The 14,051-nt window shown below is 72.0% G+C and carries 5 protein-coding genes; 4 read left to right on the plus strand and 1 reads right to left on the minus strand.

Annotated features, from left to right (window positions below):
• Positions 1-388 precede the first annotated feature (388 nt).
• Both WME90_RS25845 and WME90_RS25850 read left to right on the plus strand, forming a co-directional pair.
• Entirely contained in the window at positions 389-2,353 is a 1,965-nt protein-coding gene (locus tag WME90_RS25845) for a c-type cytochrome (protein WP_437274659.1), read from the plus strand.
• A 489-nt stretch (positions 2,354-2,842) separates the two neighbouring features.
• The gene (locus tag WME90_RS25850) at positions 2,843-3,805 is read left to right on the plus strand and encodes a hypothetical protein (protein ID WP_437274660.1); all 963 of its coding nucleotides are present in this window, start codon (positions 2,843-2,845) and stop codon (positions 3,803-3,805) included.
• A gap of 6 nt (positions 3,806-3,811) precedes the next feature.
• Here the strand turns inward: WME90_RS25850 and cobT are convergent, their stop codons facing one another.
• Complete coding sequence (gene cobT / locus WME90_RS25855; protein WP_437274661.1) at positions 3,812-5,599, minus strand: nicotinate-nucleotide--dimethylbenzimidazole phosphoribosyltransferase; 1,788 nt, start codon at positions 5,597-5,599, stop codon at positions 3,812-3,814.
• Between the two features lie 658 nt (positions 5,600-6,257).
• On the opposite strand from cobT, the gene WME90_RS25860 reads away from it, so the two are divergent.
• Positions 6,258-7,157, plus strand: coding sequence for an SDR family oxidoreductase (locus WME90_RS25860; protein WP_437274662.1), 900 nt, complete (start codon positions 6,258-6,260; stop codon positions 7,155-7,157).
• Between the two features lie 394 nt (positions 7,158-7,551).
• Positions 7,552-13,929: a DUF4215 domain-containing protein gene (locus WME90_RS25865; protein ID WP_437274663.1), complete on the plus strand. Its 6,378-nt coding sequence runs from the start codon at positions 7,552-7,554 to the stop codon at positions 13,927-13,929.
• The last annotated feature ends 122 nt before the right edge of the window (positions 13,930-14,051 follow it).

Below are 14,051 nucleotides of genomic sequence, written 5' to 3' on the forward strand. Positions count from 1 at the left end.
CTATGCATCCGTGATCAACGCCTCATCTCGATGATCCCGGCGCCCCCGGGGTCCCCGGCGCCCTGCCGCGTCGGCTCGCTTCCGCACGGACGGCGAGCGCCGGGGACTTCCCCGCAGCTCCGCGTGGAGCGGCAGCGTAGGTCAGCCTTGAAAAGCCTTTCTGCTCCTTGGCCAGCGGGTACGGCGATCGGGAGCGCCACGCGGCGTGCTCACAATCAGGAGGACCTCAAAGCATTGTCGTCGAGCAGCGGGGTCGCGGCACGATCGAGGGAAGCTAGCATGAATTCCTTTTCAATTGTATGAGGGATATGTGTCATTGCGTTTTCACGCGCTTCGCACGCTTCATGCTCCTCCTGCTGCTCTTACTCACGGCGCGGAGCCTGCGCGCATGACCGCGACGGGGGCGCGCACCGGCTCGCCGGCGCGGGGCGCCCCCGTCCGGCGCGCGGCGACGGTGAGCGCGGCCACCGCGGTGGCCATCGGGGCCGCCGTCGTCCTCGTGCTCGTGGGCGAGCGCCCTGCGCTGGCGGACCCTGGGGAGCCGGCCGAGGTCGAGGCGCGCCGCCTCATCCATGTGCTCGGCTACGTCGCCATGGATTACGGCGGGTGCGTGGTGAACGGCGCCGTCACCAGCACCATCGAGTATGACGAGCAGCTCGCGCTGCTCGGCGAGGCGATGCAAGTCGCTACCCGCATCCAGCCGTCGGCGCTCGAGAGCGGCGCGGGCGATCTCGCGCAGGGCGTCGCCGGCGTGCGCGGGCTCGTCGAGGCGAAGGCCGCCGGGGAGGAGGTCGCCATCGCAGCCAGGGGCGCGCGCGACCGGGTCGCGGCCGCGTTCCGGCTGGCGGAGGCGCCGCTCTCGCGGCCCGACGCGCAGCGCGGCGCGGCCCTCTACCAGGAGAACTGCGCCACCTGCCACGGCCCGACGGGGCACGCCGATACGCGGCGCGCGGCGACCCTGGTCCCGCACCCCGCGAACTTCCATGACGCGACCATCGCCGAGCAGCTCGCGCCGATGGGTATCGAGTCCGCCGTTCGATTCGGCGTCCAAGGCACGGCCATGGTGCCGTTCACGTTTCTCTCCGCCCGCGACCGCTGGGACCTCGCCTTTCACGTCGCCGGCCTCCACCACCCACAGCCAGCCGCCGCGCCGCGGCCGCTCGATCTGCCGGATTACTCCGTGGTCGAGCTCGCGGTCCGCTCCGACGCGGACCTGCGCGCCGAGCTCTCCGCGCGCGGGATCCCCGCCGAGCGGCACGCGGAGCTCCTCGCGGAGCTCCGGCGGCGCGTCGCCTATGGCCGCGAGGCCGCGTCACACCCCCTCTGCATCGCGCGCGCCGCGCTCGATCGGGGGCGCGCCGCCCTGCGCGAGGGCCGGCTCGTCGAGGCGCGCGAGGCGCTCGACACGGCCCAGCTCGACGGCATCGACGCGGCCGAGGCCAGCGTCCGCACGGTGAAGGAGGCGCTCGCGAACGACCTCGGCGAGGGTGCCTTCGCCCTGCGCGCGGCGCTCGGGGCAGGCGCGACGACCGACGCGCTGGACGCGGGCATGGCCACGCTCCTGCGCGACACGACCTACGCGGAGGTCGCGCTCGCGCGGTCCGGGGCCGCGCCGGGTCGGCTCGTGGCCGAGGTGTCGAGCCGCTTGTTGCTGCGCGAGCTCGCCGCTGCGGCGCTCTTCCTGGCCGCGCTCGCGGCTGGAGCTTCGTCGTCCCGGAGCAGGCGAGCCGTCCACGTCGCGTCGGGCGCCGCGCTGCTGCTCGCGCTCGCCGCCTGGGTCGCGGCGGCGTTCGGGCACATGGCCGGTTTCTGGCGAACGCTCGCGGCAGGCGCGACGACCTCGCTCGCGCTCGCGGCCCTCGCCGGCGCGGCGGGGCTCGCCTGGCGTCGCGCGCGCTCGCCTGAGCCGTCGCAAGGCGGCTTGCCGCCAGGCGGGCGAGCGGTCGTGTTCGCGGCCGCGCTGCTGGCCACCTTCGGCGCGGCGTTCTCGGCGCTCGACGCCGCGCTCGGCGTGTCGGTGCACGTCGCGCCGCCCGCCGTCGCCGGTGTCTTGCTCGGGCTCGCGCTGCTCGCCGCCGCCGCGGCGCTCGTCGCCCGCATGAGCCGGACGGCCGCGCGCCGCTGGCCGAGCCCTCCCGCCTGGCTCGGCTGTCTGCTGTGCGTCCCGCTCGCCGGCCGCGCAGTGGCCTCCTTCCAGCTCTGCGGGCTGATGCCGGTGCACCGGCTGCCCCTCCCTCGATTCACCGCGCTCGGCATCTACCCTGCGGTGGAGACGTGCCTCGTCCAGGCAGCGCTGCTCGGGCTCGCGCTCGCCGGCGTGGCTCGCGGCCGCCGCGCCGGAAGCGCGCGTTGACGCGGCCCCTACCGCACGCGACGTATCGAGGCCGACGTCACCACGCTCCCTCCTTCATGTCCCCCGCGGGGAGCGACAGGGCAGCCGAAGAGATGGAACAGCCAAGCTGCCATGAGACGCCAGGATTCTTGTGTTGTTCTTGGCGTCTCATGGCGGCTTGGCTGTTCAAAAGACCCAACCTTCGTCCAAAGCACCCCACCACCACACCGCCGGCGCCGCAGGGCTGTCGCCCCGGAGCCCGCCAGAGCTACCGAATCGCCGACGGTCCACGGCGGACACTTCCTCACGCCGACACATCATGTAGGGAACGGTCGCTTCGCGCGCCGAGCTGCCTTGATTCGACAGGCTGAGCACCGCTGCGCCGGCGAGGGGCCGCCATTCCTCTTCTCGAGCCCGCGCCTCGCGCGGTACACGCCGCGGCCGACGCGCTTCCATTCTGGCACGCAGCGTCCTATCGTGATTGGCTGAAGCATCTCGGAGATCCCTTTCATGACCATGAACAGCAAGCTGGCTTTTGCGCGGTGGACCAGCGGGTGCCTCATTGCGGTGCTCGGGGTTGGATGTGCCCAGATCTTCGGCTTCGATAAGATCTACGAGTTCAGGAGCGGCAGCGCTGGAGGCGGGGGCGCCGGCGGCGAGGGTGCCGGCGGCGCGAACGCGGGCGGCGGGGGCGCTGGCGGCGAAGGCGGGACAGGCGGCGCGAACGCGGGCGGCGGGGGCGCCGGCGGTGAGGGCGCCGGCGGCGCGAACGCGGGCGGCGGAGGTGCGGGGGGTGGGTGTGGGGAGCCGCCGATGGGCGACCCCACCCTGGAACTGTCGTTGATCGACGACATGGAAGATGACAACGACACCATCATCAAAGTGCCAGACGAAACGAACCCTCGGCAAGGGGCCTGGTACGCGGCGAACGATGGCAAGGGTACGCAAACGCCCGGCGTGGGCGAGCCGTTCATCATGAGCCTCCTCGAAGTGCCGCGCGGCGACAGCACGATGGCGGTGCACGCCGTGGCAGACGACCTGTTCGAGGATTGGGGCTCCCTGTTCGGCTTCCAGTTGAACAGCCCTTCGCCGTCCAAGCAGGGCCTCTACGACGCCTCCGCGTTCAGCGGCATCACCTTCTTTGCCTATGCGGACAAAGGCTCCTCGACGAAGGTGACCGTGGACCTCGTCGACGTGCAGACATGGCGGGAGGGCGGCGTTTGCAGCGACGAGGGGGGCGGGTGCGACTCTCACTTCACCAAGATCGTCACGCTGACGAATTGCTGGACTCAGTTCAAGGTGCCCTTCTCCCAGCTCGCGCAGGCCAGCTGGGGCCAGCAGTTCGAGGCGATCGACCTGACGAAGATCTGGGCCGTCCAGTTTCGCTTCGGGGCAAGCCGTCAATTCAGCTTGTGGATCGACGACGTGGCGTTCTACAAGGAGCCGCAGGCGGAGCAGCCCACGACCCCGTGAGCACCGTCATCCCGCCGTGGCGAGCGTCGCCATCTCGCGCTGCACAGCGACGGCCGTGCCGACGAGGTGCAGCCCGAGCACGGCGCCAGTCCCCTCGCCGAGCCAGAGGCCCAGGTCGAAGAGCGGATCGAGCCCGAGCTCGGTGAGCGCAAGGGCCGCCGCCGGCTCGGCCGAGCGGTGCGCGGCCAGGAGCCAGGGCCGGAGCGCAGGGGCCATCCTGACGGCGCAGAGGGCCGCGGTGCACGCCAAGAGCCCGTCAAGGACGATCCCCACGCGCAGCCGCGCAGCCTCGATCGCGAAGCCAGCCATCGCGGCTATCTCCAGCCCACCGACCTTGGCCAGCACGTCGAGCGGATCCGTGGGGTCGGGCGCGTGCAGCGCGAGCGCCTCGGCGACGACGCCGGCCTTGCGCGCGGCGCCCTCCGCGTCGAGCCCGGCGCGCGGCCCCGCGAGATCTGCCGGCGGCGCCCCCGTGAGAGCGCACAGGATCGCCGTGGCGGCGATCGTGTTGCCGCTCCCGATGTCGCCGACGCCTACGAGCGTGACGCCCTCCGCAGCGAGCGCGCGGGCGGTCTCGGCGCCCGCCTCCAGCGCGCGTACCGCGTCGTCGCGCGTCATCGCCGGCTCACGCCGCAGGTCGCCGGTGCCGCGCCGCACGACCCGTGGCACAAGCGGGACGACAGGCGCGCACGGCAGCGCCGAGAGATCGCCCGTCAGGCCGACGTCGACCGCGACGAGGCGCACGCCGTGGCGCGGCGCCAGCGCCGAGACCGCCGCGCCCCCGGCCATCACGTTGGCGAGCATCGCCGTCGTGGCCGACGAGGGATAAGCGCTCACGCCCTCCGCCGCGACGCCGTGGTCCGCGCAGAACACGGCCAGCCCCGGCTCGGGCAACGCGAGCGGGAACTCGCCCCGCACGCCGGCCCACCACGTCGCGAGCTGCTCGAGCCGCCCCAGGCTGCCCGCCGGCGCGGCGAGCGTGGCTCGGTGCGCGCCGGCGGCCGTCATGGCCGCAGCGTCGAGCGGAGGAATCACCATCGGCCGAAGCGACGAGCGCGGCGGCTCGCTCGGCGGGTCCGCCACGGGCGGGCACGCGTCGTCCCGGTCTTGCCAGATCCCATGTTCGTGGACGACCTCATCGAGCGGTCGCCGCTCTCGCCAGCCGCTCTCTTCGAGCATCGGCCGCCGCCGGAACGCTACGGGGTGGCCCAGGCAGAGGTACGCGACCGGCTCCACGCCGGGCGGGAGGCGCAGCTCGGCGCGGAGGACCGCGGGCTCCACGATGCTGACCCAGCCCACGCCGACGCCCTCGGCGCGCGCGGCGAGCCAGAGGTTCTGCACCGCGCAGCACGCGCTCGCGCGCACCGCCTCCGGCTGGACGATGGTGCCAAGGATCGCCTCCGCGCGCGGCCTCAGATCGACCGCGACACACACGTTGAGCGACGCCTCGAGGATGCCCTCGAGCCGATAGGCCAGGTACTTCTCACGTCGGCCCGCCGGATAGCGGGCAGCCTCCGCCTCACGGCACCTGAGGAAGCTCTCGCGGATCCGTGCGCGCTGCGCCTCGTCACGCACCAGGACGAAGCCCCAGGGCTGGGAGAATCCCACGCTGGGCGCCAGGTGCGCGGCCTCGAGGACGCGCCGGAGGACAGCCCCGTCGAGCGCGCGCCCCGGCTCGAACTGCCGCACGTCGCGGCGCAGGGCGATGACGTCATAGACGGCCTGCCGCGCGCCCTCCTCGAAGGCGACGATGGCCTCCGGGACCAGGTACGACGGTTCGTGAGTTGCTGGCACTCGGGTCAGCTACCACATCGGTCGTGCGAAGGGCAGCCGGCGGCCGTGCGCTGCGGATGGCGCCACGCACGCCCTCATTCGAGCTGGCGAACGCCGCCCTGGCCAGCTCCGGGCGTGAGGCGCGGTGGACGCACAGGGCCGCGATCGTGTTCTCGACGGACCGGAAGACACGATTCATGGGCAGCCCGACCGCCTGGCCGAAGATACGGTTCGACAAAGAGGGATCGAGGAGGGCAATCCGCGGGTGGATCGCGCCGCGCGGCCATCTACCGAGCTGGCCGCTCCAGGCCCATTGGAACCATCTCGGCGCGCAGCCCGCGAGCCTCCTATTCAATCGCTGCAAACCACGTTCGAAGCGAGCCTGTCGCGACGGTACCAGGATGACGACGTGGCCATTTGTCCCGCGCGCCTCGGCGGATTCGATATCGTCCGAGCGAGCGGCAGCGCGGTTGTTCACGACCACCGCTCTGGCTGTACGCCGCTCCACCACCGCGCCGCTGGACGCGATGGTCCGGCGTGCCCACGGGCGCGGAGGGGACGTACCTCCTGCGACATCTGTGTCGGCTTCGGCCATTCCGGCGATCGCCGTTCGCCGGTTCCACCGGCGCGATCCAGCGCGTTACGCTCCTCGCTCCCCCTTTCGAAAGCGAGCGTTCGAATGACCCGAGAGCTCCGTTCCCTGATCACAGGATCCAGCAGCGGCTTCGGCCGCGCGATCGCCCTCACCCTCGCCCGCGCGGGACACCGCGTCTTCGCCGGCATGCGCGGGATCAACTCGAAGAACCAGGGGCCCGCGTCCGAGCTCGCGGAGCTCGGCGCGCGCGAGGGGCTCGCCCTCCGCGCGATCGAGCTCGACGTGACGAGCGACGCTTCGGTCGACGCGGCCGTGGCGCGCGTCCTCGACGAGGCGGGCGGCGTCGACGTCGTTGTCAACAACGCGGGCGTCTACGCCCAGGGGCCGACGGAGGCGTTCACCGTCACGCAGGCCGAGGCCGCGTTCCAGGTGAACTACTTCGGCGCGGTGCGCGTCAACCGCGCCGTGCTTCCCGCGATGCGGCGGCAGAAGAGCGGCCTCCTCGTCCACGTGAGCAGCACCCTCGGGCGGGTCGTGATGCCGCTCTGCGGCCACTATTGCGCGAGCAAGTTCGCGCTGGAGGCGATGGCCGAGGGCTGCCGCTACGAGCTCGCGCCGCTCGGGATCGACGTCGCCATCGTCGAACCGGGCCTGTTCCCCACGACCAGCGTGATGGCCAACGCGACGCAGGCCGCCGACGCGGCCCGAGCGGCGGAGTACGGCCCCCTGTTCGCGCTCACCGCGGAGATGGGAAAGCCGATGATGGAGATGGTGAACCGCAACGGCCCGCCCGACCCGCAGCAGATCGCGGACGCGATCCGGAAGCTCGCCGAGCTGCCGGCCGGGGAGCGGCCGCTTCGTACGGAGCTCGACCCGCTCGGCAACGGCGCGGCGGAGGAGATCAATCGCAGGACCGGCGAGCTGCAGCGCGGGTACGTCGAATGGCTGGGCATCGGAGGCCTGCTCAGGCGCACGGGCGGATAGCGCTCCGGCCGAGATCCGGGGGTCACGGGGTCCTCCGCGCTTGCTTTGTGCACAAACCATCTCCGGATTCCCGTCACAGCGCAAATGTCAAGTTCGAACCGGGCCGCCCGCCTGGCTCGCGCGCCTGTGCACCAGCAGCTGAAATGAAACACCGACTCCATCCGTCGCTGCGTCGCGCAACGCGCGTCATTCGTCAGCGGCGCTCCGCAGACTCCGCCGCGAACGGGTGGGCGTTTGGGTGTGGCCGAGTGGCGCAGGATGAAGTGATTTTCGTCTAGAGGTGCGTAGGGCGGCCGGGCTACCCTGGAAACGGGTCGTCGGCCTTTCTGCCCGAGCGGCTGTGCTCGTGTTCGTCCTGTCCGAGCGCGGCCGCTCGTGTTCGTCGAGGTGTGTCGTGAGGTTGAGAACGTCTTATCTGGCTTTGGCCGTTGGATTGCTGCAAATAGCGGTCGCCTGTGGAGGAGGCGCTCCCTCCACGGGCGAGCCTGGCGCAGGCGGCACGGGGAGCGGCGTGACCACGAGCGGCGCCGGCGCCGGCGCCGGCGGCAACGACTTCGGCTCGGGCGTCGCCTCCGGCGGCGGTGGAAGCGGCGGCGGGCCCGATCCCTGCGCCGGCGACGACCCGCCGCCCGAGTGCCTCTTGCCTCAGGAGCCAGCCTGCGGCGACGGCGAGATCAACCAGGCCAGCGAGGCGTGCGACGACGGCAACAGCCTGCCCGGCGACTGCTGTTCCGGTCTGTGCGAGATCGAGCCTTACTGCGCGTGTCCGACGCCCGGTGAGCCGTGCGTGCTGACGATCGCGTGCGGCGATGGCGTGGTCGATCCGGGTGAGTTCTGCGACGACGGCAACACCCGAGACGGCGACGGCTGCAGCGCCGACTGCACCTTCGTCGACCCCTCGTACATCTGTCCGAAGCCGGGCGAGGCGTGCAAGCTGCTCTACGACTGCGGCGATGCCCGCGTGAACGGCTCCGAGGAGTGCGACGATCACAACAAGTCGCCCGGCGACGGCTGCAGCGCGGACTGCAAGCGCGAGGCGGGCTTCGTGTGCCCGAAGCCCGGGGAGCCGTGCGAGCGCCTGCCGGTCTGCGGCAACGGGGTCAAGGAGGCGGGCGAGAACTGCGACGACGGCAACGCCGCGAGCGGCGACGGCTGCTCGAGCCTCTGCCGACAGGAGTCCTTCTACGTCTGCACGACGCCGGGGGAGCCCTGCGAGCTCCTGATCCGGTGCGGCGACGGCGCGGTGGATCCCGGCGAGATCTGCGACGACGGCAACACCCGAGGCGGCGACGGCTGCAGCGCCGACTGCAAGGTGCTGGATCCGCTTTACGTGTGCCCCAAGCCCGGTGAGCCCTGCACCCTCCTCTATCGCTGCGGCGACGGGCGCGTGAACAACGGCGAGCAGTGCGAGGACGGCGACGACCCGCCGGCCTCCGGCGACGGCTGCAGCGCCACCTGCATGCGCGAGCCGGGCTTCGTGTGCTCGCGGCCCGGGCAGGCCTGCACGAAGCTGCCGGTCTGCGGCAACGGCCTCCTGGAGAGCGGCGAGCAGTGCGACGACGGCAACGCCGCGGGCGGCGACGGCTGTTCGAGCCTCTGCCGGCAGGAGTCCTTCTACACCTGCCCGACGCCGGGTCGGCCCTGCACCCTCCTCTACTGGTGCGGCGACGGCGCGATCAACCCGGGTGAGGTCTGCGACGACGGCAACACCGTGGGCGGCGACGGCTGCAGCGCCGACTGCAGCGCGGTGGACCCGATCTACACCTGCCCCAGGCCCGGTGAGCCCTGCACCCTCCTCTACTGGTGCGGCGACGGCCGCGTGAACGAGGACGAGCAGTGCGAGGACGGCAACACCCGGAGCGGCGACGGCTGCAGCGCGAGCTGCATGCGCGAGGAGGGGTATCAGTGCAGCCGCCCCGGTCAGCCGTGCACGCGGCTGCCGGCCTGCGGCAACGGCCTCAAGGAGACCGGCGAGCAGTGCGACGACGGCAACACCCGAGGCGGCGACGGCTGCTCGAGCCTGTGCCGGCAGGAGGCCTTCTACACCTGCCCGACGCCGGGACAGCCGTGCGAGTTCTTGATCCGGTGCGGCGACGGCGTGCTCCACCCGGGCGAGATCTGCGACGACGGCAACACCGTGAGCGGCGACGGCTGCAGCGCCGACTGCAGCGCGGTGGAGCCGATCTACACGTGCAACAGGCCCGGTGAGCCCTGCACGCTCAACTACTGGTGCGGCGACGGCCGCGTGAACGACGGCGAGCAGTGCGAGGACGGCAACACCCGGAGCGGCGACGGCTGCAGCGCGGATTGCATGCGCGAGGAGGGGTATCAGTGCAGCAGCCCCGGTCAGCCGTGCACGCGGCTGCCGGCCTGCGGCAACGGCCTCAAGGAGACCGGCGAGCAGTGCGATGACGGCAACACCGCGGGCGGCGACGGCTGCTCGAGCCTGTGCCGGCAGGAGGCCTTCTACAACTGCCCGATCCCGGGGCGGCCCTGCGAGCTCCTGATCCGGTGCGGCGATGGCGTGGTGAACCCCGGCGAGATCTGCGACGACGGCAACACCCGAGGCGACGACGGCTGCAGCGCGGATTGCAAGACGGTCGATCCGGCGTACGTGTGCCCCGAGCCGGGCAAGGCCTGCATCCTCGTCTTCCAGTGCGGCGACGGCCGGGTGAACGGCGGCGAGGAGTGCGACGACGGCGAGGACCCGCCCGTGTCGGGCGACGGCTGCACGGCCGATTGCCGGCTCGAGGAGGGCTGGATCTGCCGGCCCGACCAGCCCTGCACCGAGAGGACCTATTGCGGCGACGGCGTGGTGCAGCTCGGAGAGCAGTGCGACGACGGCGGCGGGGGGAACCCTGTCGGCGGCGACGGCTGCACGCCGCAGTGCAAGATCGAGGTCGGCTGGACGTGCCCGCCGGCGGGCGGGCGCTGCACCCCGCCCCCGCCGCCCGTGTGCGGCGACGGCAAGATCAGCGGCGCCGAGGTGTGCGACGACGGGAAGCAGCCCCCGGTGAGCGGCGACGGCTGCAGCGCCGATTGCCGGACGATCGAGCACGGGTGGGATTGCTCGCGCGTCGGGTTCCCCTGCAAGACCGTCTGCGGCGACGGCGTCAGGAACGGCGCCGAGCAGTGCGACGACGGCAATGACTTCTCGGACGACGGCTGCGACGAGACCTGCCGGATCGAGCCCGGCAGCATGTGCGACAACGACGAGCCCCAGGACTGTACGGGCTTCTCCGTCTGCGGCAACGGCGTCCGCGAGGGCACCGAGGCGTGCGACGACGGCAACGGCAACTGGCGCGACACCTGCACGCCGGACTGCAAGGGCGAGCCGGACTGCAGGGGCGGCGCGTGCATCTCGAAGTGCGGCGACGGCATCCTCCTGCCCGGCGACCCCACCGAGGCATGCGACGACGGCAACACCGTGAGCGGCGACGGCTGCTCCGCCACGTGCACGGTCGAGCCGGGCTACTCCTGCACCGTGACGCCCACCGAAATGCGGCTGCCGATGGTCATCCGCGACTTCATCGGCTGGTGCCCGGAGGGCAACAACAGCAGCTCGAGCAACACCCAATGCGACGCCAACCTGGCGGACGGCCTCATCGGGCACTTCGACTTCGAGATCACGGGCAACGGGCAGACCGACTACACAGTCCAGACGACGCTCGACGGCGCGGGCAAGCCCGTGAACGCTTACGGCACCGGCCCCTTCCCGCCGACCGCGAACAACGGCTGGACCACGGGGCAGGAGAACTTCCAGTGGTGGTACCGGGACAACGCAAGGTTCAACCGGACGCTCGTCACCACCATCGAGCTGCTCCCGGACGCCGGCAGGTACGTGTACCAGCGGAACCCGTTCTGGCCGGTGGACCGCACCCCGCCGGGCGGCGATCCCGTGCTCAACAACCTGGTCTCCGCCGGGATGGAGCGGACGCAAGATCAGGGGCACAACTTCTACTTCACGAGCGAGGTCCGGTACTGGTTCCGGTTCATGCCGAACGGCGCCGCGGCCGATCCGGTGCTCACCTTCTTCGGTGACGACGACGTCTGGGTGTTCATCAAGAACACGCTGACCGCGGACATCGGCGGCATCCACGGGCAGCTCCAGGAGAGCGTGACCATCCTGGATAATGGCGACGCGCGCGTGACCCCGTGCGCCGCCACCGCCGGCTGCACGAACCGCGGCACCAGCTACGACGTCGACCTGAACCTCGAGGCGGGCAAGGTCTACGAGATCGCGGTGTTCCAGGCCGAGCGCCACGTCACCGGGTCGAACTACCAGCTCACGCTGTCGGGCTTCAGCGCCGGCACGTCGGTGTGCACGCCGCAGTGCGGGGTCGAGCCGCCGGTCGTGACGCCGGGCGAGGAGTGCGACGACGGCCGCAACAACGGGACCGCCTACGGCCAGTGCAACAACTGCCAGCTCGGGCCGTACTGCGGCGACGGCATCAAGAACGGCCCGGAGGCCTGCGACAACGGGGTCAACAACAGCACGTACGCCAACGCCTCGAACGCCTGCGCGCCGGGGTGCATGGCCCCGCCCCGGTGCGGCGACGGCGCGGTCAACGCCCCGTACGAGGCGTGTGATCTCGGCACTGGCAACACGGCGAGCGGCTACGGCGGCTGCACGCTCGATTGCCAGATCGGGCCGTACTGCGGCGACGGCATCAGGAACGGCACCGAGGGGTGCGACGACGGCGTCAACGACGGCTTCTACGGCACCTGCAACCCGAACTGCACGCCGGCGCCGAGGTGCGGCGACAACCGCGTCGACACCGGCTGGGGCGAGGAGTGCGACAGCGCGACCGACACGAGCTGCGTGCGCTGCCAGCTCGGCGAGCACTGCGGCGACGGGGTCACGCAGCGCGACCTCGGCGAGGAGTGCGACGACGGCATCAACGACGGCGGCTACGGCCAGTGCGGGCTCTCGTGCCTCTACGGGCCGCGCTGCGGCGACGGCATCGTCCAGCCCGAGGAAGAGCGCTGCGACCTCGGCAGCGCGCAGAACACCGGCGGGTACGGCGGCTGCACGGCCACCTGCACCTACGGGCCCTACTGCGGCGACGGCATCAGGAACGGCACCGAGGGGTGCGACGACGGCAAGAACGACGGCGCTTACGGCACCTGCAACCCGAACTGCACGGTGGCCCCGAGGTGCGGCGACAACCGCGTCGACACGGAGTGGGGCGAGGAGTGCGAGAGCGCGACCAACCCGAGCTGCGTGAACTGCCGGCTCCCCGCGCAGTGCGGCAACGGGATCACGCAGCGGGATCTCGGTGAGGAGTGCGACGACGGCGTCAACGACGGCGGCTACGGCCAGTGCGGGCCCGCCTGCCTCTACGGGCCGCGCTGCGGAGACGGCATCGTCCAGCCCGAGGAAGAGCGCTGCGACCTCGGCAGCGCGCAGAACACCGGCGGGTACGGCGGGTGCACCGCCACCTGCAACTACGGGCCGTACTGCGGCGACGGCATCAGGAACGGCGCCGAAGGGTGCGACGACGGCGTGAACGACGGCGCTTACGGCACCTGCAACCCGAGCTGCACGCCGGCGCCGAGGTGCGGAGACAACCACGTCGACACGGAGTGGGGCGAGGAGTGCGACAGCACGACCGACCCGAGCTGCGTGAGCTGCCGGCTCCCCGCGCAGTGCGGCAACGGGATCACGCAGCGGGATCTCGGCGAGGAGTGCGACGACGGCGTCAACGACGGCGGCTACGGCCAGTGCGGGCCCGCGTGCCTCTACGGGCCGCGCTGCGGCGATGGCGTCGTCCAGCCCGCGGAGGAGGACTGCGATCTCGGCAGCGCGCAGAACACCGGCGCGTACGGCGGGTGCACGGCGACCTGCGACTACGGGCCGTACTGCGGCGACGGCATCAAGAACGGCGCCGAGGCGTGCGACGACGGCGTGAACGACGGCACCTACGGCACCTGCGCTCCGGGCTGCACGCCGGCGCCGAGGTGCGGCGACGACCGCGTCGACGCGGACTGGGGCGAGGAGTGCGACAGCGCGACCGACCCGAACTGCGTCAGCTGCCGGCTCGGCGCGCACTGCGGCGACGGGGTGATCCAGCCGCAGTTCGGCGAGGAGTGCGACGACGGGATCAACGACGGCGAGTACGGCAAGTGCGGGCCCTCGTGCATCTTCGGGCCGCGCTGCGGCGACGGCATCGTCCAGCCCGCGGAGGAGGACTGCGATCTCGGCGACGGCGAGAACAGCGGCGAATACAACGGGTGCGATGCCCTCTGCCAGTACGGTCCGTACTGCGGCGACGGCCGCGTCGACGGCGCGGAGACCTGCGACGACGGCGTGAACGACGGCCTCTACGGGACCTGCATGCCCGACTGCACCCCGGCGGCGAAGTGCGGTGACCGCCGCGTCGACGAGGAGTGGGGCGAGCAGTGCGATCCCCCGAACGAGGCCACGGGCTGCAGCAACAACTGCCGCCTCGGCGCGCAGTGCGGCGATGGCGTCGTCCAGCCCGGCGAGCAGTGCGACGACGGCAAGAACACCGGCGGCTACGGCAAGTGCGGCCCGCGCTGCCAGCTCGGCCCGCGCTGCGGCGACGGCATCCGCAACGGCCCGGAGCAGTGCGACGACGGCGACGGCAAGAACACCGGCGGCTACGGCAAGTGCGCGCCGGGCTGCGTCTACGGCCCGTACTGCGGCGACGGCAAGGTGCAGAGCACGTACGAGGCGTGCGACGACGGCAACCGCAAGGCCGGCGACGGCTGCAGCCTGACCTGCCAGATCGACGGGTTCCCCAACTGACGCGTCGAGCGTAGGCGGGCGCGCGGGGCGAAGGCGTCGACCGATGCCTCCCCCGCGCGCCCGCGCAGCACCACACGCCGCGCGCCCGCGCAGCACCACACGCCGCGCGCCGCGCGGCTCGA

The organism is Sorangium sp. So ce375 (genome assembly GCF_051473855.1).
In the GTDB taxonomy this organism is placed as follows: Bacteria; Myxococcota_A; Polyangia; order Polyangiales; family Polyangiaceae; genus Sorangium.

What these genes read in the sequence shown, in the direction of transcription:
- WME90_RS25845 (WP_437274659.1), top strand. Translation starts at nt 389, where the DNA reads ATGACCGCGACGGGGGCGCGCACCGGCTCGCCGGCGCGGGGCGCCCCC.
- WME90_RS25850 (WP_437274660.1), top strand. Translation starts at nt 2,843, where the DNA reads ATGACCATGAACAGCAAGCTGGCTTTTGCGCGGTGGACCAGCGGGTGC.
- WME90_RS25860 (WP_437274662.1), top strand. Translation starts at nt 6,258, where the DNA reads ATGACCCGAGAGCTCCGTTCCCTGATCACAGGATCCAGCAGCGGCTTC.